The sequence below is a fragment of the Arthrobacter sp. 05N429 genome (genome assembly GCF_056397045.1).
In genome coordinates this window covers 116,682-139,047 of the sequence record NZ_JBFTMQ010000004.1, presented here as the reverse complement: position 1 = coordinate 139,047, position 22,366 = coordinate 116,682, and the positions used below count along the sequence as shown (strand labels likewise).

21 protein-coding genes are annotated in these 22,366 nt (G+C 64.1%); 6 read left to right on the top strand and 15 right to left on the bottom strand.

The window, feature by feature from the left end:
• Positions 1-9 precede the first annotated feature (9 nt).
• The 6 genes from AC1DF4_RS09570 to AC1DF4_RS09545 all read right to left on the bottom strand — a co-directional run bounded on the left by AC1DF4_RS09570 (position 10) and on the right by AC1DF4_RS09545 (position 5,888).
• A complete protein-coding gene (locus AC1DF4_RS09570) occupies positions 10-1,152 on the bottom strand; it encodes an amidohydrolase family protein (protein WP_476912672.1) in 1,143 nt (380 codons plus the stop codon).
• Entirely contained in the window at positions 1,152-2,516 is a 1,365-nt protein-coding gene (locus AC1DF4_RS09565) for a type I glutamate--ammonia ligase (protein WP_476912671.1), read from the bottom strand. Before AC1DF4_RS09565 ends, AC1DF4_RS09570 begins: the two co-directional genes overlap by 1 nt.
• An 82-nt stretch (positions 2,517-2,598) precedes the next feature.
• Positions 2,599-2,847 carry a hypothetical protein gene (locus tag AC1DF4_RS09560; protein WP_476912670.1) on the bottom strand — a complete coding sequence of 83 codons (249 nt, stop codon included), beginning with the start codon at positions 2,845-2,847 and terminating at the stop codon, positions 2,599-2,601.
• Positions 2,848-3,073: 226 nt separating this feature from the next.
• Positions 3,074-3,898 (bottom strand): SDR family NAD(P)-dependent oxidoreductase, encoded by an 825-nt coding sequence (locus AC1DF4_RS09555; protein WP_476912669.1) that lies wholly within the window; start codon positions 3,896-3,898, stop codon positions 3,074-3,076.
• A complete protein-coding gene (locus AC1DF4_RS09550) occupies positions 3,895-4,017 on the bottom strand; it encodes a hypothetical protein (RefSeq protein ID WP_476912668.1) in 123 nt (40 codons plus the stop codon). The genes AC1DF4_RS09555 and AC1DF4_RS09550 overlap by 4 nt, the downstream gene beginning before the upstream one ends.
• Positions 4,014-5,888 carry a Na+/H+ antiporter gene (locus tag AC1DF4_RS09545; RefSeq protein ID WP_476912667.1) on the bottom strand — a complete coding sequence of 625 codons (1,875 nt, stop codon included), beginning with the start codon at positions 5,886-5,888 and terminating at the stop codon, positions 4,014-4,016. Before AC1DF4_RS09545 ends, AC1DF4_RS09550 begins: the two co-directional genes overlap by 4 nt.
• Positions 5,889-6,047: 159 nt before the next feature.
• On the opposite strand from AC1DF4_RS09545, the gene AC1DF4_RS09540 reads away from it, so the two are divergent.
• On the top strand, positions 6,048-6,353 hold the full coding sequence (locus AC1DF4_RS09540; RefSeq protein WP_476912666.1) for a hypothetical protein: 306 nt from the start codon (positions 6,048-6,050) through the stop codon (positions 6,351-6,353).
• 25 nt (positions 6,354-6,378) lie between these two features.
• Here AC1DF4_RS09540 and AC1DF4_RS09535 read toward each other — a convergent pair whose 3' ends face one another.
• Both AC1DF4_RS09535 and AC1DF4_RS09530 read right to left on the bottom strand, forming a co-directional pair.
• Complete coding sequence (locus tag AC1DF4_RS09535; protein WP_476912665.1) at positions 6,379-6,993, bottom strand: TetR/AcrR family transcriptional regulator; 615 nt, start codon at positions 6,991-6,993, stop codon at positions 6,379-6,381.
• 92 nt (positions 6,994-7,085) lie between these two features.
• The gene (locus tag AC1DF4_RS09530) at positions 7,086-8,273 is read right to left on the bottom strand and encodes a pyridoxal phosphate-dependent aminotransferase (protein WP_476912664.1); all 1,188 of its coding nucleotides are present in this window, start codon (positions 8,271-8,273) and stop codon (positions 7,086-7,088) included.
• Between the two features lie 128 nt (positions 8,274-8,401).
• Here AC1DF4_RS09530 and AC1DF4_RS09525 point away from each other — a divergent pair, with 128 nt between their 5' ends.
• Complete coding sequence (locus tag AC1DF4_RS09525) at positions 8,402-9,088, top strand: RraA family protein (protein WP_476912663.1); 687 nt, start codon at positions 8,402-8,404, stop codon at positions 9,086-9,088.
• 329 nt (positions 9,089-9,417) lie between these two features.
• Here the strand turns inward: AC1DF4_RS09525 and AC1DF4_RS09520 are convergent, their stop codons facing one another.
• The 6 genes from AC1DF4_RS09520 to AC1DF4_RS09495 form a co-directional block, all read right to left on the bottom strand.
• The gene (locus AC1DF4_RS09520) at positions 9,418-10,074 is read right to left on the bottom strand and encodes a TetR/AcrR family transcriptional regulator (RefSeq protein ID WP_476912662.1); all 657 of its coding nucleotides are present in this window, start codon (positions 10,072-10,074) and stop codon (positions 9,418-9,420) included.
• A gap of 129 nt (positions 10,075-10,203) precedes the next feature.
• Positions 10,204-10,956 carry an amino acid ABC transporter ATP-binding protein gene (locus AC1DF4_RS09515; protein ID WP_476912661.1) on the bottom strand — a complete coding sequence of 251 codons (753 nt, stop codon included), beginning with the start codon at positions 10,954-10,956 and terminating at the stop codon, positions 10,204-10,206.
• Between the two features lie 5 nt (positions 10,957-10,961).
• Positions 10,962-11,897, bottom strand: coding sequence for an amino acid ABC transporter permease (locus tag AC1DF4_RS09510; RefSeq protein ID WP_476912660.1), 936 nt, complete (start codon positions 11,895-11,897; stop codon positions 10,962-10,964).
• Positions 11,898-11,924: 27 nt separating this feature from the next.
• Positions 11,925-12,854, bottom strand: a complete 930-nt coding sequence (locus tag AC1DF4_RS09505) for an ABC transporter substrate-binding protein (protein WP_476912659.1) — start codon at positions 12,852-12,854, stop codon at positions 11,925-11,927.
• 282 nt (positions 12,855-13,136) lie between these two features.
• Positions 13,137-13,466, bottom strand: coding sequence for a hypothetical protein (locus tag AC1DF4_RS09500; protein WP_476912658.1), 330 nt, complete (start codon positions 13,464-13,466; stop codon positions 13,137-13,139).
• A gap of 123 nt (positions 13,467-13,589) precedes the next feature.
• Complete coding sequence (locus AC1DF4_RS09495; protein WP_476912657.1) at positions 13,590-14,213, bottom strand: PadR family transcriptional regulator; 624 nt, start codon at positions 14,211-14,213, stop codon at positions 13,590-13,592.
• Positions 14,214-14,432: 219 nt separating this feature from the next.
• Here AC1DF4_RS09495 and AC1DF4_RS09490 point away from each other — a divergent pair, with 219 nt between their 5' ends.
• Both AC1DF4_RS09490 and AC1DF4_RS09485 read left to right on the top strand, forming a co-directional pair.
• A complete protein-coding gene (locus AC1DF4_RS09490) occupies positions 14,433-15,869 on the top strand; it encodes an MFS transporter (protein WP_476912656.1) in 1,437 nt (478 codons plus the stop codon).
• A gap of 72 nt (positions 15,870-15,941) precedes the next feature.
• Positions 15,942-16,721: an ion transporter gene (locus AC1DF4_RS09485; protein WP_476912655.1), complete on the top strand. Its 780-nt coding sequence runs from the start codon at positions 15,942-15,944 to the stop codon at positions 16,719-16,721.
• Here AC1DF4_RS09485 and AC1DF4_RS09480 read toward each other — a convergent pair.
• The gene (locus AC1DF4_RS09480; RefSeq protein ID WP_476912654.1) at positions 16,690-17,682 is read right to left on the bottom strand and encodes a formylglycine-generating enzyme family protein; all 993 of its coding nucleotides are present in this window, start codon (positions 17,680-17,682) and stop codon (positions 16,690-16,692) included. The genes AC1DF4_RS09485 and AC1DF4_RS09480 overlap by 32 nt on opposite strands.
• Before the next feature lie 273 nt (positions 17,683-17,955).
• Here AC1DF4_RS09480 and AC1DF4_RS09475 point away from each other — a divergent pair, with 273 nt between their 5' ends.
• Positions 17,956-20,316 (top strand): sulfatase-like hydrolase/transferase, encoded by a 2,361-nt coding sequence (locus tag AC1DF4_RS09475; RefSeq protein WP_476912653.1) that lies wholly within the window; start codon positions 17,956-17,958, stop codon positions 20,314-20,316.
• Positions 20,317-20,722: 406 nt separating this feature from the next.
• Entirely contained in the window at positions 20,723-22,318 is a 1,596-nt protein-coding gene (locus tag AC1DF4_RS09470) for a glycoside hydrolase family 68 protein (RefSeq protein WP_476912652.1), read from the top strand.
• Positions 22,319-22,366: the final 48 nt, after the last annotated feature.

The following is a 22,366-nucleotide window of genomic DNA, read 5'->3' as shown; positions in this document are numbered from 1 at the left end:
GGCCGGCGCTCAGGGGAGCGCGTACACACGGCGGGCGTTGCCGTGTGCGACGAGCTGCACGATCCTGCGGGCGTCCGCCTCGGAACAGTCGTCGTCGTCGATCCATCCGCCGACCACTTTGGTGATGGCGTTGCGCCACAGTTTCGCGCCGAGGTAGTGCAGTTCGGCCGGGCCGAACGCGTCGGAGGAGTAAAGGATTTTCGTGAAGGGGGCCAGTTCGAAGGAGCGGGCCACCAGATCCGGGCTCCGTGACCCGGTGTAGTTCACGGCGAGCCCCACATCGAGGTAGACGTTTTCAAAGGCGTGGGCCAAATAGCCGGCTTCGCGCTCGAACGGATAGCAGTGGAGCAGCATGATCGGTGTGTCCCGGACGTCGCGGGCCCGCAGAAAATCCAGGAGGTACAGGGGGCTGGTCTTATGGAGGTCGAGGTCGCGGTCCCCGAACCCCACATGGAACTGCAGCGGAAGCTTCATCGACACGGCCGTGTGGATCCCGTGGGCAAGGAGGGTCACATCCGTGAGCCTCACGTGGGTGCCGGTGCGCAGGTTCTCCTGCCACCGGCGGGCTGCTTCAACGACTGCGGCCGGTGACGGCCGGCTGAGATTTTGGTCGAATCCGGCGCGGTAGGCGAGCACTGTTTTGACGGCCACGGCGCTGCGGGTGAGCTCTTGAAGCCGCTGGCCGAACTCGTCGACGTAATCCGCGGGGTTGGCGATCTCCTGGATCAGCGACTCGGCGACCAGTTCCAGCCGGACGATCTCGTGGGTCCGGCCGCCGGAGACGTCGTCCATGCCGGCCGTGCCGAGGTAGCCAGGCGCATCCAGTCCCGTATCGATCAGCCAGTCGCTCACGCCGGCAGCGCGGGTCATGCGCCGGCACACCTCGAGTTCGCCCAGCTCGGAGCGCCGGAGCCAGTAGTCCGTCGGTGGGGCGTGCCGCGGCAGGTCAAGAATGCCGCTGCACCAGCGCCGGATGGCGAGCCCGATCTGCGAGTTGTACGCGTCCCCGGGGTGGGCCAGCGGTTCGGTGTTCCCCTCGTTGAGCGCGTTCTGGAAGCGTGCCTCATCACCGTCGGCGTAAAACGCGCCATGCACGTGGTGATCGATCAGGCTGACGTGGTCGACGAAGTCCGTGAAGGAGCCGGGCGCCATCAGATCGACCAGGCAAGTCGGAAGCGTTCAGCAAGCTCGTCCGGCGGGAGTCCCGCGGACATTCGCTGTTCATAGCGGCGGACGGCCACCGTGGCATCGACGATGGCGTCGCCGAGGAGCCCGCGTGCCAGGCGTGAGGTGTCCAGCGTGTCGATGATGTCGGCGGGGGAGCCCGGGAGCAGCCGGATGTTGGCCCGGCGCCGCTCGTCCTCGGAGAGCCGTCCGGGGTCGCCGGGGATCTGTGGCGGCAGCCTGCGCCCGTGGCGGATGCCGCCCAGGGCGAGCGCAAGGATGGCTGCGGACGCGAGATACACGTTCGACGACGGGTCGATGATTTTCACCTCGACGTTGGCTCCGTGCGGGTTGCTCTCGCCCTCCTCCAGGAAGCGCACCGAGGCCTCCCGGTTTTCCAGGCCCCAGCACAAGTAGGCGCCCGACCACGTGCCGGGTGCCAGGCGGCTTCCGGACAAGACCGATCCCGTGAGAAAACCCTGGATCTCGGGGAGCCCAGCGATGATGCCGCCAATGGCCGCGCCTCCCTCGGCGGAAATGCCGTGCGGTCCGCCGCCGCCGGAGAACAGCGGCAGGCCGTTCTTGTGGAGCGAGAAGTGCTGGTGGGCGCCGTTTCCGACGGTGCCGGCAAACGGCAGCGGGGAGAACGAGGCCTGCATGTTGTGGGCCCGGGCAACGATGCCAACCATGATCTTGGACAAGACCACGGCGTCCGCGGCTCGAACCGGCGGAGCAGGGGGAAGGGAAAACTCGAACTGGTTCCTGCCGTACTCGGCATGGACCTGTTCCGCCGGAACGCCGGCCTGGTTCAGTGCTGACAGCAGATCATCGAGGAACTCCGACCGGTCCAGCAGACCGGTCGCCCCGTACGGAACCCAGGGCACGGTTTCCAGCGCTGAACCGTCCGGGGCGACGAGAAAGAATTCCAGTTCGTGGCCCACGAGTGCCTGGTAGCCGGCCGCGTCGAGTCTGCCGTCGACGTCGGCCAGCAGCCCGCGGGCACAGGCCGGAGAAGCGGTTCCGTCTTGTTCGAACAGGCTGCCCGGCGCCCAGGCCCGGCCGCCCGGCAGGACACGGAGTCCCGCGATATCGATCTTCAGGCGCATGTCGCCAACGGTGGTGATGGTGTCCGTGAACGCTATCCCGCCGTCGATGGTGAAGACATGCCAGACGGGGGCGGCGCCCATCCCGGACAGGTGGAAGGCTCCGAGCCGGGCCAGCGGGACGCTCTTGGCCAGCGTGATGCCCGAAGCGTTCACCACCGTGCCGATCACGGTGCGGACGCCGGCCTCCTGGAGCTCGTGTTGAGCCTTGGCAACAGCGGACTCGTCGGCGGATGCGATGTACGCCATGCGCTCATCATGCGACGCCTCCCGGCCCCAATGAAAGGGTCGAAGGATGCGCCGGCTCTTTTGTCATCGGAGCTGGTCGGGCCTAAGGCTCGACCAGCGTCAGGATTGTTTCCGGACGGACGCCGTCGAATTTCATGGCTTCGGCTGTCTCTTCGGACTCCATGATCCGCTGGAAGGTTTCCATGTCGGGGACTTGGACGATCAGGCCCACACGGTTGCTCTTTGCCGGGTCGATGAACGTTCGGACCGTGATGCCCAGAGGCCCGAATACCTCTTCCCTTTTTGGTGAGCTGAGCCAGTGCTCAACGTCGTCGACTTCGTGAAAAATCATCAGTGTTGGCATCATTGCCTCAGCTTTCTGGGGTAGGGCCAGGAGCCGGGCTGGTCAAGGGGCCGCGTCGGGACATCCTGATAACGCTGAACGTACCACGGCCCCGAATGCGGCGATAGCGGAAAAACCGGCAGTTCGGCCCCTGCAAAAGGGCCAGCGGAGAAGGCCGGAAAGGTGCCGGTTGGCCGTAGGCGAGTGGAGGACGACGACGGCTGTGCCAACTAGTTCAAAGCCCGTCTTGGATGTCCGCAGGGGTCAGGGCCGGCGGCGAACTTCCGTCGATGTCCAGTACGCCGAACTCCTTCGCAACCGCGGCGGCGACGAGCACCTGGCCGGTCCGGGCCATCAGGTTCGGATCGTGGAATAGCGCGCTGATCACGCGGCCGATGAACTCGGGGCTCTCGCTGGTCGAGAGATCGAACGCGCCACTCTCCGCCGCCGCCAGGACCGCCTCGGTTCGCACCAGGCCCGGGTAGAGCGAGATGACCGGAACGTCGAAAGGTTTCAGCTCGATGGCCGTGTCGGACGTCATCTTGTCCGTCGCCGCCTTGGCGATGCCGTAGATCGTGTTGCCGAGGTGACGCTGCGCGGCCCAGAAGCTGATGTTGACGATCAGCCCGCTGTGCCGCGGCGTCATCAGGCGCTCAGCGTGCGCCGAACAAACAAATGCCGCGCGGACGCCGGCGTCGATCATGCCGGTCCAGCGGTGCATCGGCTGCTCCCAAAACGGCGCAGGCCACGTGAACGCACCGCCTTCGACCATCTGCTCGTAGCCGCCCCAGGCGCAATTGACGAGGAGATCCAGACGGCCCCGCTCGGACCGGATCACTTCAATCACGTGCCCCGTCTCGTCGTCTTTGAGATGGTCGCAGCGCAGGCGCCGTATCTCCCGCGGCAGATCCGCCTGGTCGATCGAGCGGCCCGTGCCGTACACCTGAAACCCCGCGGCCAGGAGGCCAAGTGCGATGCCCCGGCCCACCCCTCGGCTCGCGCCGGTCACGAGCGCCACGTTTCCCGTGGGCGCCTCGTCGCGTCCGCCCACGTGGTTCATTCCCGGGCGCTGAGCTTCCAGCGGACCCGGATGGCTCCGGCGATTGGGCCGGCGGTGACGTCGACGGTTTCAGGTTGCACGGTGACCTCCCCGGTGCTGGAAGAGACGTTCTTAATCATCCCAGCAGGTCGTCCTGATAGCACCAGCGCCAGTCTTCGCCCGGCTCGATGCTCCGCATGACCGGGTGCCCGGTCGCTTCGAAGTGCCTCGAGGCGTGGCTTCCGGGTGAGGAATCACAGCACCCCACTTGGCTGCACGCCAGGCACATCCGCAGGTGCACCGTCGTCGTGCCTTCCTTCCGGCAGTTCGCGCAGAAGGGGTCCCCGGGTACCTCCGGAGACCGGGCCGACTCGAGGTGGGCACATACTCCGCCCGGCCTCGCGATCCCTTCCCCGCCGCCCTCGCCGGAGGTGTCCACCTCGTCCAACGCCATGTCCAACATGGACTCCTCAACATCCAGCCGGTCCAGCACATCACTGAGGACCTCCTGCGCGTACTCGCCGCCTCGCCTCAGTTCCAGTACCTTGGCCCGTTCCGCATCCAGCATGGCCAGCCGCAGCCAGGCATAACGCGCGCTTGGGGTCGCCGTTTCCGCCGACGGACGGCCCAGCCGTTCCCAAGCAGCCAAACCGCGCTCCTGGGTGCGCCGCTTCAGCATGGCCACCACCTCTGGCGGATCGTTCTCCGTGCGCAGTTCCTGCAGGCGGGCAACTCCGGCAGCGGTGGCCAGCTGCATCAGCGAAGCCTGGTTCAACGCGTCTTCGCGCTGGTCTGGGCCCTGGACCCTCAGGAGACGGACCAACCCCGGAAGCGTGAACCCCTGCAGCGTCAGCGTGCCGCCCACCACCACCAGGGCGGCCAGAATCAGCACCGAACGGTGCTCCAGATCTGCGGGCAGCACCAGCACCGCGGCCAGGGTGACCACTCCCCGCATCCCGGCCCAGGAGACAATCGCCGCGAACTGCCACGGCGGCGCCGGGTCATTCCGCCGCACGGCCGGAATCAGGCGGGGCAGGTAAGTGGCCGGGAAAACCCACACCGGCCGGAGCACCAGCACGGCCAGCAGGATCACAGCGCAGCCGGCCCAAATCCGCCCGGCGCCCAAGGAGTCGTCTTGGACTCCGTCGATTATGGTCCGCACCTGCAGCCCGATCAGCAGGAATACCGCGTTTTCCAGCAGAAACTGCACAGTGTTCCAATTGCTGCGCTGACTCAGCCGGGCGGCGCCGTTGGGCATGGAGGGCGCCTTGGTGCCCATCACCAACCCGGTAACGACGACGGCGAGTACGCCGGACGCGTGAATCGCCTCCGCGGGAAGGTATGCGACGAGCGGGGCTATCAACGACGTCGACGTGTTAATGGCGACGTTCCGGGTCCGTTTGCGGAGCTCGGTCAGCACGTAGGCGGCTGCCATGCCCACCACCATCCCGCCCCCGGCCGCGAGCAGGAAGTCACCGGCGATCCCCGTCAAGGACACCGAACCCGCGATCGCGGCGATGGCGGCGCGAAGGCAGATCAGGGCGGTGGCGTCGTTGACCAGGGATTCACCCTCGAGGATGGTGACGATCCTGCGTGGCATCCTCACCTTCCTCGCGATGGCGGTGGCCGCCACAGCATCCGGCGGCGCCACGACCGCGCCGAGAGCGATAGCGGCAGCCAAGGGGATTTCCGGGAACAACCACCAGACCACAAAGCCCACTGCGAAGGTTCCGAAGATGACATAGCCCACCGAGAGCAGTCCGATGGCGCGGCGGTTGGAGCTGAAATCGAAGAGCGAAGTCCGAAGCGCCGCGGCGTACAGCAGCGGCGGCAACAGTCCCACAAGGACCACTTCCGGGTTCAGCTCAATGTGCGGGACGAAGGGGAGGAAGGAGCCCGCCACGCCGGCCAACACCAGCAGCAGTGGCACCGAAATGTTGAGCTTCCTGCCCAGCGCGCTGCCGGCGCAGACCACCGCGACGAGAACCAGGAGTCCCAGCGCGATGTCCATTGGGACATTGTCTCAGCTGGAGGAAAAGGTGTCCGGGCCAGCCGGGCATTTTCTGCGGCCCGCGCCGCGCGAGGCGGGCGAGGCGGCCCTCCGGCCCTACCGGGAGGCCGCTGGACGTCCTATCGTGGACCTGAATCAGCCCGAGGAAAGGAACCGACGATGTTCACCCTGCAGATTGGCTATCAGGTCCGGGACTACGAGGCATGGAAGAAGGTCTTCGACAGCGATCCCGCAGGCCGCGCCGCCTCAGGTGCCCGGTCTGTCCGGGTGTTCCGGGATGCCGAGGACCAGAACAGCATCGCCGTGCTGCTGGACTTCGACACCAAGGACGCGGCGACCGTCTTTCTGGAACGGCTCCGCAGCCAGGTATGGGACAAACCGGAGGTGATAGGGCAACTGGTGTCGGCGTCGCCGACAGCCAGGGTCCTGGAGGAGGTGGCCCGCGAGGGCCAGGGCGCCGGCTGATCGCTAAGAAATCGGCGGTCGAAGGTCAGCCTTGACCGAAATCCGAAGACCGGGTGTTTTGAGTTCGGACGGCGTTCAACCCCCGGAGTGCTCCCGCCAGTGCGGCGCTCAATGTTCGGCTGATCTCATCGCGGGAGAGTCGGTCTGCTTCGTGGAGGTCCAAGACCTCGCGGGGGTCAGATAGAGCGTTACTGATGAACAGTGCTTGCCGGAGCATTGTGCCCGGCAGGCCGAGATCCTCCAGCAGTCCGGCTACAGGCCGTTCCCAGATGAGCAGGGAAGCGCCGATGACCCGGTCGCCATGGTCAAGGCGATCCAGGTACCCGGAGCGGGACCGCAGCTGGACCATCACCTTCCCATGGTCGAGGACCAAATCCACCCATCTGGCGAGCGTCGCCTCGAACAGCTCGGACCCGGTCAGTGCGGATTCTGCCACGAAATCCTGTAGCTCCTCCATGATCTGCACCATGTAGGCCGTTAGAAGCTCATCCAACGACGAAAAGTAGCGGTACGCACTGGCTACGCCGACCTTCGCGCGGACTGCGACACTTTGCATCGAGATTCCGTTCGGATTCTGCCGGACTTCCTCCGCAACGGCCTGTATCAGCTGTTGTTGGTTTCTTTTTGTATCGCTGCGCACTGATGTTCCTTACGGCCGCGTGGCGCTAGTTCGGTTTCGTATATTGTCACAGACCGGCCACCAACGCTCGACCGGCGCTTGCTGACAAGCAGTCAGGACTGTCGAACCATGGAGAGGACGGTTTCGACGAATCTCAGCATTCCCTCATCAAGGCTGGCGGTGTCCGTTGCGAACGAGATCCGTACGTGGCCTTCACCGGAAGGGCCGTATTCGCTCCCAGACCGAACGATGACGCCGGCAGCGGCAAAACGGGCGGTCATCTCATCGGAGGACAGGCCGGAATCAATTTTCGGAAAGGCGTAGAACGCACCCTGTGGCTGAAGTAGGGTCACTCCTGCGAGCCCGGTCAGCCGCTTGGCCACCAAGTCACGCCGGAGCTGGTACGAGGCCGCGGCCGCTCGGATATCTGCCTCCGGTGTCTGGAGGGCAGTCAGGGCGGCATCTTGGACGAATGTGTTGACCGAGCCGTTTATGGAGCGGTGGACGAGGTTGACCTTTGCAGCGTGCTCCGATGCTGCAACAACGTACCCAAGACGCCACCCCGTCATCGCATAGGTCTTTGAAAATGTGCTGCAGAAAATAACCTGGTCGGCAACGGAGTGGAGCTCGAGGGTAGACAGGAAGGCGGCGCCGTCAAAGATGATGTCCGCGTACGCTTCATCAGCTAGGAGAAGAAGGTGCCGATTCTCTTCCAATATCCCGGCGAGGGCACGGAGTTCGTCGTGTGAGTAGACCCGGCCGGTCGGATTGCCGGGATTGCACAAGATGATCATCCGGGACGTTGCCGCTTCCCTGGCGAGTCGATCGAGGTCCAGACTTCCGTCCTGGCGATTGGCAACCCACTGCGCGTCAGCGCCCACCATGGCTAGGTGATCGGCGTAGAGCGAATAGGTCGGCTCCGGTATAAGGACTCGGTCCCCTGGGTCGACAAGCGCAAGAACAGAGGCGGCGAGTCCTGCGCTGCCGCCGTGGGTGATGACAACTTGGTCGGGAAATATTTCACGTCCTGCCTTCACAGAAAGAGTGGACGCCAGAGCGCCTCGCAGTTCAGGTGCTCCCGTGAGTTGCGTGTACCGGGTGCGGCCATTACGCAGCGCCGCCACGGCCGCCTCAACTACGCGGTCTGGCGTTCCGCTGTCGGGTTCACCCATCGACAGTGAGATCACATCCGGCGAATTCACGCCCAGCGACGCGGGTCTGCGTGAGGCGTCCGATATGCGCTCGACAGCTTTGGAGCCGGCGAGGACTGTCTGGACAGAGCTGGATCGATATTTGTTCATGGTGGACTCCTGGTTCGGTGGTGCAGAAGCGGCGCAAGACAAGGCCCGGAGGGGTCTTGTCTTAGCCGCCGAAGTGAGCCAAACTAAGAATAGATTATCAATTGATATTCTATTTTCAATACTTTCGAATGATGCGAGGAAAGACAGCAATGTTCATCGACGCCCCCATCACCAGCCTTACTGTCAATCCGCGCGCAGCGAACGGGGTGGGCAGGGAAGTCATTCGCACCTTCACCGGATACCCAGTCGCCAACGTCGGCGATGCCATGGACCGCCTTAACCTGATGGACACCGGGATACGCGCGCAGTGGGCCTCGAAGCAGTGTGTTGGGCCGGCTCTGACCGTGATGACCAAGGAAGGGGACAATCTCGCCATTCACCGCGCGCTGGACGAGGCCCAACCGGGCGACTTCTTGGTCATCAACGCGCTGGGCGGCACGACGCGTGCCGTGTTCGGTGATCTGCTCGCCGAGATCTGCATCCAGGCCGGTGTTGCGGGAGTGGTCATTGACGGACTGACACGGGACCGCGAAGCCATAGCTGCCCTCGGCCTACCTCTCTGGGCCAGGGGCGTCTCGCCCGCAGGTCCCGCCAAGAACGGCCCAGGCACGGTGTCTCTTCCCATTGCCTGCGGCGGCGTCGTTGTGAACCCAGGCGACATCATCGTTGCCGACGGCGACGGCGTGGCTGTCGTGCCGATGGCAGACGCCGAACGGATCCTTGGCCAGCTGGTGAAGATTGACGAGTTTGAAAACGACCTCCGGCACAGGATCAAGGCTGCGGGACGGCCGATCCCGGCTGTTGTGTCCAGCTAGAACCGCAGGAGTCACCGATGTTGGATACAGGCCGGACCATGAACAGCGAACCTCGGTCGAACACTCGAAGTGCTTCCACGACGGTTTCAACCGGATCGCACTCGCCGGTGAGCGGCTGGTGGGCGCCCCTGGATGCCGAAGGCGCAATCCGCTTCGTGCAACAGGGTGCGATGATGCCGTGCTCTGCCGGTGAGCCGGCCCGCTGGCGTCTGGCGTACGAGTCATGGCCCGCAGCCGCAGTGGACCCGTGCAAGCCACGTTCGTGGTCGGCAGTCTACGCACCCTGATCTGCCCGGCCGGCGGCCATCACAATGATTCGGCCTGCTTCTTCACCTGTCGGCGGGGCTGCGGCCCTTTGTCGATTCATCCGCAGCCTGTACCGAGACCCAACCCAGGACCGCACCGAAATAGGCTTGGCTCAAGACAGCTACGATCTCATCCCCCGGCAGTCCTTCTGTCGACCGGAGGTCTTCGATTTCGCGCGGATCAAAGATCATGTTGAAAAGAAAGAGCGCAGGGCGGAAGAACCGCTCCGAGACGCCGATCTCCCTCAGGACCTCCCGGATCGGTCTCTCCCACACTTCAGTGATGGCGGTGGTGACTGGATCGCTCGCGTCCAGGCGTTCGAGGAAACCCTGCCTGGAACGGATCTGGATCATGGCTTTGCCGTAGACGTCCAGAATCTGCACCCATTTGGTCACGATGTCCCGAAAGAGTGGCTTTCCGGAAAGCTGTGAAGCCAGGCTGTAATCGCGCACGTTTACTACGACGCTGTGAAGAAACTCGTTGTGAAGGCTCTGCAGCGTGGGGAAGTACCGGTACGCCGTGGCCAGGGAGACATTCGCGCGGTCAGCAATTGCTTGCATGGTCGCGCCGGCCGGATCAGAGCGGAGCAAGGCGCCTGTTGCGTTCAGGATCTGCCCGATGTTTCTCAGGGCATCCTTGCGCAGCCCGGACTTGGCGGGGGCTGCATCCAGACCGGACATGTATGGAATCCTTCAGGTAGGTGCTGCTGTTCAGTCTGCAAGTAAATCGTCGTTGCAGGACCCAGAGGTCTGCAACGACGCTTGGTTCGCAGGGCGGAGGCTTGTCGCCGCCACCCTGAAGTGCCTGTCTCAGATCACGCGGGCCAGGAACTCACGCGTCCGAGGATGTTCAGGGGCGCGGAGGACCTGGCTTGGGTCGCCGGTTTCCACGATATATCCATCCGCCATGAACACCACCTGATCGGATACCTCCCGTGCGAAGTCAATTTCGTGGGTAACGACCAACATTGTGATTCCGGATTCAGCGACCTTTTTCATCAGGCCCAGAACCTCGCCCACGAGTTCAGGATCGAGTGCAGACGTCGGTTCGTCAAACAGGAGAACCTTCGGGTCCATGGCAAGAGCCCTGGCAATGGCGATCCGCTGCTGCTGACCTCCCGATAGCTGCGCGGGGTGGGCGTCAGCTTTGTGGGGGAGACCGATCGAGTCCAAGAGTTCGAACGCTTTGGCCTTTGCCTTTGCCCTGGGCTGCTTGAGGATTTGCACGGGGCCCTCAATGATATTTTCCAGCACCGTTTTGTGGGCGAATAGATTGAAGTTCTGAAAAACCATGCCGATGCCGGCGCGCTGCCGGGCTAGTTCCCTGCCCGAAAGCTCCTTGAGGGCGTCACCCACTCGCTTGTAACCGATGTGGTCGCCGTCGACAAGGATTTCACCCTCACTCACAGTTTCCAGGTGATTGATGCACCGGAGCAGGGTCGATTTCCCGGACCCTGAAGGACCCAGGATTGAGGTCACTGTGCCCTCTTGGACGGTCAGACTGATGTCCTTGAGAACCTCGACGTGGCCGAATTTCTTGCGGACATTCCTGATTTCGACCATTGTCTTCATCGTTTTTCACCACTCTCGGTGTCGGGGCCCGCAGCAAGGGCTGCCTCGGCCGTGAAAGTCGTGAATCCCTTTCCGACCTTCTTTTCAAGGAAATGCTGTCCGACGCTCGCCACCGACACGATGGCGAGATACCAGAAGCAGGCTGTGAGCAGCAGCGGAATAACGGCGAAGTTCACAGAATAGATGTTCTGCACCGCCGTCAGGAGGTCCCCGCCGGCAATGAAGGCAACCAAGGACGTGGCCTTCAGCATGTTGATTGCCTGGTTGGCGGTGGGCGGAACCAGCACCCTCATGGCCTGGGGAAGCACAATGCGGTGCATGGTCCTGCCACTGGTCATGCCAATGGATTTCGCCGCCTCGGCCTGCCCGGGTGGCACGGAACCGATGCTGGCGCGGACGATTTCGGACATGTAGGCCGCCTCGTTAAGAGTGAACCCAAGCAGGGCAGCCACGAACCCGGTGATGGCGGTGTTGGTGTCGACGCTTATGCCGATGTCCGTAAACGGAATTCCCAGCCCCAGTGTCGGGAAGATGGCTGCGAGGTTGTACCAAAGAATCAGTTGGACAAGCAGGGGGGTGCCCCTGAAGATCCATACATAACCGAACGAGACCGCTCGAAGGACCCCATTATCGGACAAGGCCATGGTTGCCAGGAGCACACCGAGCAAGCTGCCCGCAACCATGCAGATCGCCGTTAGGACGATTGTGGTCCACAGGCCTTGCAATACCTGCGGATTCCATACGTACTCCCACATGGTCGGCCACTGAAGGTTTGGGTTGCCTGCAAGGTTGACGACAAACGAGATCATCACGACGACGAGCACGGCAGCCAGAACCAGCTGGCCGGTCTTTTTTCGCCGAATGATGCGCAATGGCGCATGGGGACGCTGATCTTCCGGAGCTTGAACAGCGCCGGCTGACTTAGTAGTCATTTCCTGCCTTTCGTGGAAGCCGGAGTGCTACTTGGCGGCGTTGATTTCCGTGCCGTCCATGGCCATCTTCTCCACGCCCCACTTATTGATGATCTTCGTGTAGGTGCCATCGCTCATGAGGCTATCCATCGCAGCTTGAAGTGCCTTCTGCAGCTCGGTGTCGGTTTTCCGCACGGCCGCGCCGTGGTATCCCAAGGCAAAGAGGTCTCCGGCGACCTCGACGGCGTCAGGCTTTTCCCTCATCAGCTGGGTAGCCAGGGCAGCATCGAAGGCAAGCGAATCGATCCGTTTGTTCTGAAGAGCCAGGCTCGCGTCAGATCCTGAGGGGAACTGCTTGATGTCAATCGCTGACTTGCCCTCCGCAACGCACTTTTCGGACTGCTCCTGTGCGACTTTGACGGACAGCGACCCCGTCGGACCTCCCGTGGCCGTTCCGCAAAGGTCGGTCAAAGACTGAATGGCCTTCGGGTTGCCCTTCTGGACCACGAGCTGCTGACCAGCCTTGGTGTAGTCGACGAAGGTGACCTGCTTCTGACGCTCGACCGTGTCGGAGAAGTCGCTCATGGCCACATCGATCCGGTTGGATGTCAGACCTGTGACCATCGCGGCGAACTTCGTATTCTCCACCACCGGCTGGAGCCCCAGGACCTTGCCTAGCGCGACCATGAAGTCAGCCTCTAGCCCAACGATCTTGTCACCCTCTGTGTACAGGTATGGAGGAAGCTGAGTCTCCCCACCGATCTTGAGCGTGCCAGACTCCTTAATCTTCGCCGGAAGAAGTGCCTGAGCTGCAGCGTTGGCTGCGACATCGCCCACGGCATCGGATGCTGTGAGTCCGGACTGGGTTGTACCGCCGGCCGCGGCGGATCCTGCTGGTGTCTGGGCGCCGGCCGAAGTGCAGGCGGACAAAGCCACTACCGAAGTTAGGAGAAGAACGATGGGGAGAGGGCGTTTCATGGTGCTCCTGAGTCGAAGGTCTTGTCGGCCCGTGTGTTAGCCGCGTCACAACTAAGAATGCACTGTTAGTTCTTGTTTGTCACCATCGTTCACAAAAGATTTACGCGCGGGAAACGTAATACTTTGCAGACGACCCGCTGAATAGTAGGGGTTTCTAGTCCTCCAAGGGCTGCTGCTAAGTGCAACAGTCTTCTGAGTTCGCACGACACGCTTTGGGCCGATCACCCGGGCGAGCGGCACCAGGCGACGGCGGGAGATCCCGGCGTCGTCCGCTCAACAGGTTTATTCCTGGGCGCTGAGGTTCCAGTGGACGCGGATTGCCTCGGCAATCGGGCCGGTGGTGACGTCGACCCGGAAAGCAACGGGCGCGGTCCCTGTCTCTTCGATGACCGAGTCACGGTACACGCGGCCACAGGAGGGACACAGGGTGTAAAGATCCTCATCCGCAGGCCATTCCGCCAGCCCGGCGGGGGCCGGGGTTGCGTCTCCGAGATGGACGGGGACGCCTTGTGAGTTGGCCTGGATCAACCCGTCCTTGCTGACGGTGTTGCCGCACACGCACGTGATGGTGGTGACATCATGATCGACTACATCGGCGGTTTCAGAGTCCATGATGACCTTCCCGGAGCTGGAAGAGACGTTGTCCAATTAGCTTAAGCCTGCTGATCCGTGCGGTCGCCCATGAATAAGATCGGGTCAACCGCGCCACCATGGTCCCGGGTCGGCACGCAGGTGCTAGTCGGCGAGGATCTGGTACAGCGCGCGCCGGGTTTCATCGATTTTTTCCATCGCTGCCTTGCGCTGCTCCTCGGAGGCCGAGAAGCGGAACTGGTGGATCACGCCCATGAGCTTTCCCACACTCTGATGAAACGCCGGGCCGGATCCCTGAGGGTCGGTGTTCCAGGCGTTCCCGAGCTCCTCCGCGTGATCGGCCACGTAGGCCCTGCCCGCCTCGGTGAGGGCGAACTCGGTGCGCCGGCCGTCAGTCACGGGCGCGATGAGTTCCTCATCAACGAGCTGCTGCAGCGTCGGGTACACGGAGCCTGGGCTGGGACGCCAAGCGCCGGACGTCTTCTCAGCTATTGCCTTGATCAGGCCGTAGCCGTTGGACGGCGATTCGGCCAGAAGGGAGAGGACCGCGGATCGAACATCGCCCCGGTTCGCCCGGCGTGAACCGCCCGGACCAAACCCGGGACCAAACCCGGGGCCGAACCCTGGCCCAAACCCGCGGCCCGGGCCGAAGCCGCCGCCCGGCCCGAAACCGCCGTGTCCGTGGGGTCCGCGGCGCCCTCTGCCGCGGCCGAAGCGCCCCGGGGCGGAGCCGCTTTCTGGGAAATTGTCGTCGTGTATGCCTTTCATAGCGGCATCGTCCTTCCTCGGGGAGTCATTCCTTCGCTGGTCACCGAAACTATCGGCGATAGTTAACGATATATCGGTAAGTATCGGTGATCAAGAGTTAATTCAACGCGGTTGGCAGCAGGTCCGGGACTAATTCGGCGGACGGTGCGGTTATGCAGTCGGAACAGGAGCCGGTTTTGCCGGCAACGCGCTTTTGGGCGCCGACGGGAATGGGATTACGTGACGACAACGCATGCTGACGGTGTGGGCTTCCGGTCCAAACGCGGACCGGTCCTCATCGCCCTGATGCTCTCCACGGGACTGGTGGCGATCGATGCCACGGTGGTGGCCACAGCGGTGCCTTCGATCGTGGACGACATCGGCGGTTTTACCTCGTTCCCATGGCTGTTCTCCGCCTACCTGCTGGCGCAGGCGGTGTCGGTCCCTGTCTACGCGAAGCTCTCCGACACCATCGGCCGCAAGCCCATCATGCTCCTCGGAATCGGCCTGTTCCTGCTCGGCTCCATCCTCTGTGGAGTCGCCTGGAGCATGCCCGCGCTCATCGCATTCCGCGTGGTGCAGGGACTGGGCGCCGGAGCAGTCCAACCGATGGCCATCACCATCGCCGGCGACATCTACACGCTGGCAGAGCGGTCAAAAGTGCAGGGCTACCTTGCGAGCGTGTGGGCGGTCTCCTCGGTTGTCGGTCCAACGCTCGGGGGAGTGTTTGCCTCACTCGGCATCTGGCGTGGCATCTTCCTCGTGAACATCCCGCTGTGCTTGGTGGCCGGGTGGATGCTGGTCCGGTCGTTCCACGAGAACATCGAGCGCGTGAAGCACCGGGTCGACTATCTGGGGGCGGGGCTGCTCACGGTCTCCCTCACCTTGCTCATCCTCGGGGCCCTTGAGGGCGGCCAGGCGTGGGCGTGGGACTCTGCCGTCAGCTACGCGGTGTTCGCCGCCGGTGCGGTTTTGTTCGCCGCGTTCATCTTCGTCGAGCGGAGGGCCGCGGAACCGGTCCTGCCGCCGTGGGTTGCGTCCCGCCGGCTGCTGGCGACGACGGCGATGGTTTCCTTCGGCGTCGGAGCCGTCATGCTTGGCCTCACTTCCTACGTGCCCACGTTCCTCGAGGGTGCGCTCTCCACCTCCCCGATCCTGGCCGGGCTCGCACTGGCCGCACTCACGATCGGCTGGCCGATCAGTGCGTCGCAGTCGGGGCGCTTGTACCTTCGAATCGGGTTCCGCAGGACCGCCCTGATCGGCGTCTCGGTCACCGTCATCGGCACGGCAGTCCTTGCATTCACCGCCCTTTCGCCGAACATAGCGACGGCCGCGGCCAGCTGCTTCATCGTTGGGCTGGGACTGGGGCTTGTGGCGACCCCGACCCTTATTGCCGCCCAGTCGAGCGTCGAATGGAACGAGCGCGGTGTGGTCACCGGCACCAACCTTTTCGCCCGATCGATCGGCAGCGCCATCGGCGTCGCCGTCTTCGGGGCAATAGCGAACGCCGTCTACGCCGGCACGCCGCACGGCGGCACGGATCCCCACACGGTCGTGGCGGCCTCCGCCGCCGTGTTTCTGGCCGTCATGATCGGTGCCGTCCTCACGGTCGTCGCCGTGATCGCGATGCCCGGCACAAAAAGCGTCCAACAGGCCCACGCCGCCGCGCGGGCGTAGTCACCAAAATCCCGCCAGGGCCGGGCGAAAAAAGGTGTCGGCACGCGCCTTTTTGCGTGCCAGAATCCTCACATGACCAAGGAACGCAGTGAACTGAAGAGCATCGGTTACGAGATCTTCATCGGTATCCTTTCGATTTTGTCGATCGTCAATCTGGGGCTCCTGTATGCCGCGCAGGAGAAATCGATCGATACGGTGCTGACGGTGATGAACGCCCTCTTCAGCGCGATCTTCGTCGTCGACTTCCTCTACCGGATTTTCACCGCGCCATCGGCGGGCGCCTATTTCTTTAGGCACTTCGGCTGGGCCGACCTGTTGGCCAGCGTGCCGTTGGCGCAGTTCAAGGTCCTGCGCGTCTTCCGGCTGGTCCGGGTGTACCGCCTGCTCCGCGATGTCGGCATCCGCACGGTCGGCGGGGCTCTGATCAAAGATCGGGCCGGCAGCTCCCTGTACACACTGCTGATCATGGGCATTCTCGTGCTGGAATTCGGAAGCCTCACGATGCTCACCGTCGAGCAGGGCGCCCCAGGGGCCAACATCACGACCGCCTCGGATGCCCTCTGGTTCACGATCGTCACGATCTCGACCGTCGGATACGGTGACCAATATCCGGTCACTGATGCGGGCCGCATGATCGGGGCAGGCATCATCGTCGTCGGTGTCGGCATCTTCGGCACCTTCACCGGCTACCTGGCCAACTTCTTCCTGTCTCCCAAGAAGACGGACTCCGCACCGCGCGCCTCTGCGACTGACACGAGTGCCTCAACGGTCGAAGGGCTCCGCCTGAGCCTCGAAGAGTCCGAAGCAAAGCTCGCCGAGATCAGAAAGCTGGTTGCCGGGCCAACCCAGTGAAGGGCCCGGATTGCTGGTGCGGGGCCAGCGAACGTGCGCACCGGAAGCCGATATGCGAGGTTGCCGTGTCCTCGGACTGCGGCGAACGCGCTGCCGGGCGGTAGCGCAGGCAGTACTCCGGGGCGCACAGGTGTGAGCCTCCCTTGAGTACGCGGCGTGGAATGCCGGACCCGGGCTCTGCGCTTTCGGCGGCCGCGTCCCGGTGCGGGGTGCATGCGCACCCGCCTGCCCGGTCCTGGGCCCTTGCTCCTGCGGCCAGGTCGTGGCAGTTCGAATAGTAGCTTCTGGTCCATTCCCATACGTTGCCGATCATGTCGAAGAGCCCGTACCCGTTCGGCGGGAACGTCCCCGCCGGGGACGTTCCCTTCCACCCCTTCGCGCCCGTCTGGAGGTACGGGAAAAGCCCCTGCCACGTGTTGGCCATGAGCACACCGTCCGGGCTCGCCTCGTCTCCCCACGCATAGGGGAACGCGTCGGAGAGTCCGCCCCTGGCCGCAAATTCCCACTCGGCTTCGTCCGGCAGTCGTTTGCCCGCCCAGGCCGCATAAGCGCCGGCGTCCGCGAAGGACACCTGCACGGCAGGGTGGTCCTCCCGGCCTTCGATGGAGGACCCGGGGCCTAGCGGCTGCTGCCAGCACGCGCCCGGGACCCAGCGCCACCACTGTCTCCAGTCGCCCAGGTCCACCGGCCCGGGCGAAGGCGTGAACACCAGCCCGCCGGGAGCCAGGTCCCGGGGCGACAGGTCGGGGAATTCCGCCGGGTCCAGCGGCACCTCGGCCACTGTGAGGTAACCCGTGGCCGCAACAAATGCGGCGAATTCCGCGTTGGTTACGGGACGCTCATCGAGCTCGAAGGCCTGCACGCGGACCCGGTGAGGGGGTCCCTCGTCGGGATAAAACGCGTCCGATCCCATCAGGAACTCACCGGCCGGAATATGCAGCATCGTCGGCGCTTCAGGCATGCCGGGCGTTGTCCTTCCCATTCCGCGTGCGCCGGCTGCTCCGTCAGATCGGGACCGGATGTCGCTCGGGCGCCATGGTTTGAGCCGATGCTACTTGCTATCGCGTGATGGTTCCAGACGCGGTCGGAAGTCCCCCGACAGGTGTTCCTCGGCGCCAGGCTGTTGCCGACGGGTCAATGCCCTACAGGTTCATTCCTTTGGGGTGAGGCAGGGGCCGACGGGGCGGAGCAGAGTGAATGGCAAGCCAGCAAAACAACAACCCAGGGGAGTCCCATGTCAATCACGGAGTACACACCCGGTGACCCGTTCCCAGGCGTGGCCGGGCGGACGGTCGAGGAGTCGGAGCCGGCCTGGCCCGCTCCACAACGGGCCCGCGAAGGAGCGCCGAACGTGCTGCTCGTCGTGCTCGACGACGTCGGCTATGGACAGCTTTCCTGCTTCGGTGGACTGGTTGAGACGCCGAACATCGACCGTGTCGCCGCGAGCGGCCTGCGGTACGCGAACATGCACACGACGGCGTTGTGCTCGCCGAGCCGGTCGTGCATCCTCACCGGCCGCAACCATCATTCCAACGGAGTCGCCAGCATCATGGAGCTGGCAACCGGCTTTCCGGGCTACGACGGCCGCATGCCGTTCGAGAATGGGATGCTGCCCGAGATGCTGATTGACCACGGCTACAACACGTTCTGTGTGGGCAAGTGGCATCTGTCGCCGACGGAGGACAACTCCCCGGCCGGGCCGTTCCACCGCCGGCCGCTTGGGCGAGGGTTCGAGCGCTACTACGGGTTCCTCGGCGGCGAGACCAACCAGTGGTTCCCCGACCTCACCCAGGACAACGCGTCGGTTCGCCAGCCCCGGTTGCCCGAGGACGGTTACCACCTCAGCGAGGACCTGGCGGACCAGGCGATCAAGATGATCCTGGACAGTGAGGCCAATGCGCCGGAGAAGCCGTTCTTTCTGTATTACGCACCCGGGGCGGGACACGCCCCACACCACGTTCCGAAGGATTGGGCCGACCGCTACCGAGGCAGGTTCGACGAGGGTTGGGACTCCTACCGCGAAACGGTGTTCGCCCAGCAAAAGACGATCGGCCTGTTCCCGGCCGACGCCGAACTCTCGCCACGTGACCCTGATGTCCCGGAATGGAACTCGCTGAGCGACGACGAGCGCCGGCTATACGCCCGCATGATGGAGGTCTACGCCGGCTTCGTCTCGCACGCGGACCACCACCTCGGGCGCGTGCTGGACACAATCGAGCAGATCGGCGAGCTCGAGAACACGCTGGTTATGGTCATCTCAGACAACGGCGCCTCGGCCGAAGGCGGCGTGACGGGCTCCTTCAACGAGATGCTGTTCTTCAATCAGGTCCCCGAGAACTTTGACGATAACCTCGCCATGATCGACGAGCTGGGCGGCACGCGGTCGTACAACCACTACGCGTGGGGTTGGACCTGGGCGGGCAACACGCCGTTCCGCCGCTGGAAGCGTGAGACGTACCGCGGCGGGGCAACCGACCCGTTCGTCGTCGCCTGGCCGGCGAGGATCGCGGCCCGCGGCGAAGTCCGCAGCCAGTACGCCCACGCGATCGACCTGGTGCCGACCGTTCTCGACGCCCTTGGAGTTGAGCCGCCGGCCGCCGTCCGTGGAGTTGCCCAGTCGCCGATCGAAGGGGTCAGCTTCGCTGGTTCCTTCGACGCGGCGGACGCGCCGACCGGCCACACGACGCAGTACTTCGAGATGTTCGGTCACCGGGCGATCTACCACGACGGGTGGCGGGCGGTGTGTCCCTGGCCGGGGCCGAATTACACGGAGGCCGCAGCCATGGGCCGCCGGATGGGTGCGCCGATTACGCTTGAGGTCCTCGAGCAGCTCGACGCGACCGGATGGGAGCTCTACGACATCAACGAGGATCCCACGGAGTCCTCCAACGTCGCCGCCGGGCACGCCGACCGGCTGCGCGAGCTGATTGCCCTTTGGTGGGAGGAAGCCGGGAAGTACAAAGTACTGCCCCTGGACGGCTCGCTTCAGGCACGTCTGGCGACGGAGCGTCCGCAGACATCGAGGCCCCGCACCCGGTTCGTCTATCGCCCGCACACATCGTTGGTCCCTGCCTTCGCGGCGCCACCCATCTACAACCGGCCCCACTCCATCGAGGCCGACATCGAGATTCCGGCTGACGGGGCAAGTGGTGTTCTCATCGCGCAGGGTGGAGATGCCGGCGGCTACACGTTCTTCTTGGAAGACGGACGACCGCGGTACGTGTACAACTATGTCGGACGCGAACAGTTCGAGGTTTCCTCGTCCGAAACGCTGCTTCCGGGACGGCATGCCGTCCGCTACGAGTTCGAGCCCACCGGTCAGCCTGACTTCAAGGTGGGCAAAGGAGCGCCAGGACACGCACAGCTCTACATCGACGGCAAGCTCGTCGGGTACGCAGACTTCCCGTACACCACGCCTCTCCTCTTCGAACTCGAGGGCCTGAGCTGTGGCTACGACTTTGGCGCTCCGGCGACCGAGGGCTATCAGCCGCCGTTCACGTTCACGGGCACGATCCACACGGTCACGGTCGAGGTGTCGGGCGAGCTGATCCGCGACAACGACGCCGAGATAGCCCGGCTCATGGCGCAGCAGTAAGGCAGGTGCCAGACTTTCCGCCGCAGCCCGTCGCCCAGCAAACATTGGGCAAATACGGGGCCAATTCCCAGCCTTTTTGCGGTACTTTCCGCAACATTTGACTGGCTCGAACTGCCGTGGCACGCGCGCGCCGACGTTAATGCAAGCGCTTACACAAGACTTGGGTACCCGGCCCCCGGGCGCCCGACGCAGGGTTTGGTAACCCGGCGCGGCGTGCCTAACGTGGTTCCCGGCGCCGGGCCGCAACATTCCCCCGCTGCCACTCGGGACCCTACCCAGGTCCCGTCCCCCCGACACGATGGCGTCCTCGATGACGCCTGCGGTGGCATCGGGGCTACCGGAGTCTCGGGGACTGGGCACATGCCCGTCTTCCACGAATGGTCTCAACTCCGCGAGAAGAGCAACAATGCACGAGCAACACAATTCACCCCGGAAGCTGCGGCGGCGTTCTGTCGCCGCGGCACTGGCGGCGGCCGTGGCGGCCTCCGTCTTCCTTTCCGTTCCGCCGGCACAGGCAAACGAGCCCTCGGATCCGCCGAACAGTGCGCAGATGCCGGCCCCGACGCCCGGCTTCCCCCTGCCCACGAAGCACACCCAGCAGGCCTACGATCCAGCCGCGGACTTCACCTCCAAATGGACGCGTGCGGACGCCAAGCAGATCATGGCCCAAAGCAGCACAACCGGGGCACCGGGCCAGAACTCCATGAGCCCGAGCGTCACTATGCCGGAGATCCCCGAGGACTTCCCGGCCATGAACGACGACGTGTGGGTTTGGGACACGTGGTCCCTGACCGACGAGAAGGCGAACCAGATCAGCTACAAGGGCTGGGACGTCATCTTCTCACTCGTTGCTGACCGCAAGGCAGGCTACGGCTTCGACCAGCGGCACTGGAACGCCCGGATCGGCTACTTCTTCCGGAAGACCGACGCCGATCCGGCCAAGGACAAGTGGAACTACGGCGGCCACCTATTCCTGGACAACACCTCCATCGGCAACACCGAATGGTCCGGTTCCACCCGCCTGATGCAGGGCAACCACGTCAATGTCTTCTACACCGCCACCACCTTCTACGATGTGGCTGCGCGCAACGCCGGCGGCGGCGGGCTCGCCCCGGACGCGGCCATCGCCAAGGCCCTGGGCAACATCCACGCGGACAAGAACGGGGTGACCTTCGACGGCTTCGAGCACACCAAGCTCCTGGAGCCGGACGGCGTCATGTACCAGAACAAGGCCCAGAACCCGGGCTTCGCCTTCCGCGACCCGTACACGTTCGAGGACCCGGCGCGGCCCGGCAAGACCTTCATGGTCTTCGAAGGCAACACCGGCGGTACCCGCGGCGACTACAAGTGCAAGAACGAGGACCTGGGCTACCAGCCCGGCGATCCGAACGCCGAGACCCTCGAGCAGGTCAACAGCACCGGTTCCTGGTTCCAGACCGCCAACGTCGGCCTCGCCGTCGCGGACAACAAGGACCTCACCAAGTGGTCCTTCCTGCCGCCCATCCTCTCCGCAAACTGCGTCAACGACCAGACCGAGCGCCCGCAGATCTTCATCCAGAACGAGGACGGCAAGAACAAGTACTACCTGTTCACCATCAGCCACCAGTTCACCTACGCTGACGGAATGCGCGGCCCTGACGGCGTCTACGGCTTCGTCGGTGACGGTGTCCGTTCCGACTACCAGCCCATGAACAACAGCGGCCTGGCCCTGGCATCCCCCACGGACCTGAACATGCCGGCCAACGCGCCCGAGGGTCCCGATCCCCGCCAGAACGGCCGCCAGTTCCAGGCCTACTCGCACTACGTGCAGCCGGGCGGCCTGGTGCAGTCCTTCATCGACAACGTCAACGGCGTCCGCGGCGGGTCCCTCTCGCCCACTGTGAAGATCAACTTCCGCAACGGTGTATCCGCGGTTGACCGCAGCTTCGGGCAGAACGGCCTCGGCCCGTTCGGCTACCTGCCCACGAACCTCAGAGTCGGCGGTGCCGGCCACTACAAGTAGCGCAGTAGGCGGTCATGAGGCGGAAGCGTCCGGGATTCCGGGCGCTTC

What these genes read in the sequence shown, in the direction of transcription:
- AC1DF4_RS09550 (WP_476912668.1), bottom strand. Translation starts at nt 4,017, where the DNA reads ATGATTAAGAACGTCTCTTCCAGCACCGGGGAGGTCACCGTGCAACCT.
- AC1DF4_RS09500 (WP_476912658.1), bottom strand. Translation starts at nt 13,466, where the DNA reads ATGGACTCTGAAACCGCCGATGTAGTCGATCATGATGTCACCACCATC.
- AC1DF4_RS09510 (WP_476912660.1), bottom strand. Translation starts at nt 11,897, where the DNA reads ATGACTACTAAGTCAGCCGGCGCTGTTCAAGCTCCGGAAGATCAGCGT.
- AC1DF4_RS09565 (WP_476912671.1), bottom strand. Translation starts at nt 2,516, where the DNA reads ATGGCGTACATCGCATCCGCCGACGAGTCCGCTGTTGCCAAGGCTCAA.
- AC1DF4_RS09540 (WP_476912666.1), top strand. Translation starts at nt 6,048, where the DNA reads ATGTTCACCCTGCAGATTGGCTATCAGGTCCGGGACTACGAGGCATGG.
- AC1DF4_RS09475 (WP_476912653.1), top strand. Translation starts at nt 17,956, where the DNA reads ATGTCAATCACGGAGTACACACCCGGTGACCCGTTCCCAGGCGTGGCC.
- AC1DF4_RS09530 (WP_476912664.1), bottom strand. Translation starts at nt 8,273, where the DNA reads ATGAACAAATATCGATCCAGCTCTGTCCAGACAGTCCTCGCCGGCTCC.
- AC1DF4_RS09515 (WP_476912661.1), bottom strand. Translation starts at nt 10,956, where the DNA reads ATGGTCGAAATCAGGAATGTCCGCAAGAAATTCGGCCACGTCGAGGTT.
- AC1DF4_RS09555 (WP_476912669.1), bottom strand. Translation starts at nt 3,898, where the DNA reads ATGAACCACGTGGGCGGACGCGACGAGGCGCCCACGGGAAACGTGGCG.
- AC1DF4_RS09495 (WP_476912657.1), bottom strand. Translation starts at nt 14,213, where the DNA reads ATGAAAGGCATACACGACGACAATTTCCCAGAAAGCGGCTCCGCCCCG.
- AC1DF4_RS09470 (WP_476912652.1), top strand. Translation starts at nt 20,723, where the DNA reads ATGCACGAGCAACACAATTCACCCCGGAAGCTGCGGCGGCGTTCTGTC.
- AC1DF4_RS09525 (WP_476912663.1), top strand. Translation starts at nt 8,402, where the DNA reads ATGATGCGAGGAAAGACAGCAATGTTCATCGACGCCCCCATCACCAGC.
- AC1DF4_RS09485 (WP_476912655.1), top strand. Translation starts at nt 15,942, where the DNA reads ATGACCAAGGAACGCAGTGAACTGAAGAGCATCGGTTACGAGATCTTC.
- AC1DF4_RS09520 (WP_476912662.1), bottom strand. Translation starts at nt 10,074, where the DNA reads ATGTCCGGTCTGGATGCAGCCCCCGCCAAGTCCGGGCTGCGCAAGGAT.
- AC1DF4_RS09545 (WP_476912667.1), bottom strand. Translation starts at nt 5,888, where the DNA reads ATGGACATCGCGCTGGGACTCCTGGTTCTCGTCGCGGTGGTCTGCGCC.
- AC1DF4_RS09560 (WP_476912670.1), bottom strand. Translation starts at nt 2,847, where the DNA reads ATGATTTTTCACGAAGTCGACGACGTTGAGCACTGGCTCAGCTCACCA.
- AC1DF4_RS09480 (WP_476912654.1), bottom strand. Translation starts at nt 17,682, where the DNA reads ATGCCTGAAGCGCCGACGATGCTGCATATTCCGGCCGGTGAGTTCCTG.
- AC1DF4_RS09505 (WP_476912659.1), bottom strand. Translation starts at nt 12,854, where the DNA reads ATGAAACGCCCTCTCCCCATCGTTCTTCTCCTAACTTCGGTAGTGGCT.
- AC1DF4_RS09570 (WP_476912672.1), bottom strand. Translation starts at nt 1,152, where the DNA reads ATGGCGCCCGGCTCCTTCACGGACTTCGTCGACCACGTCAGCCTGATC.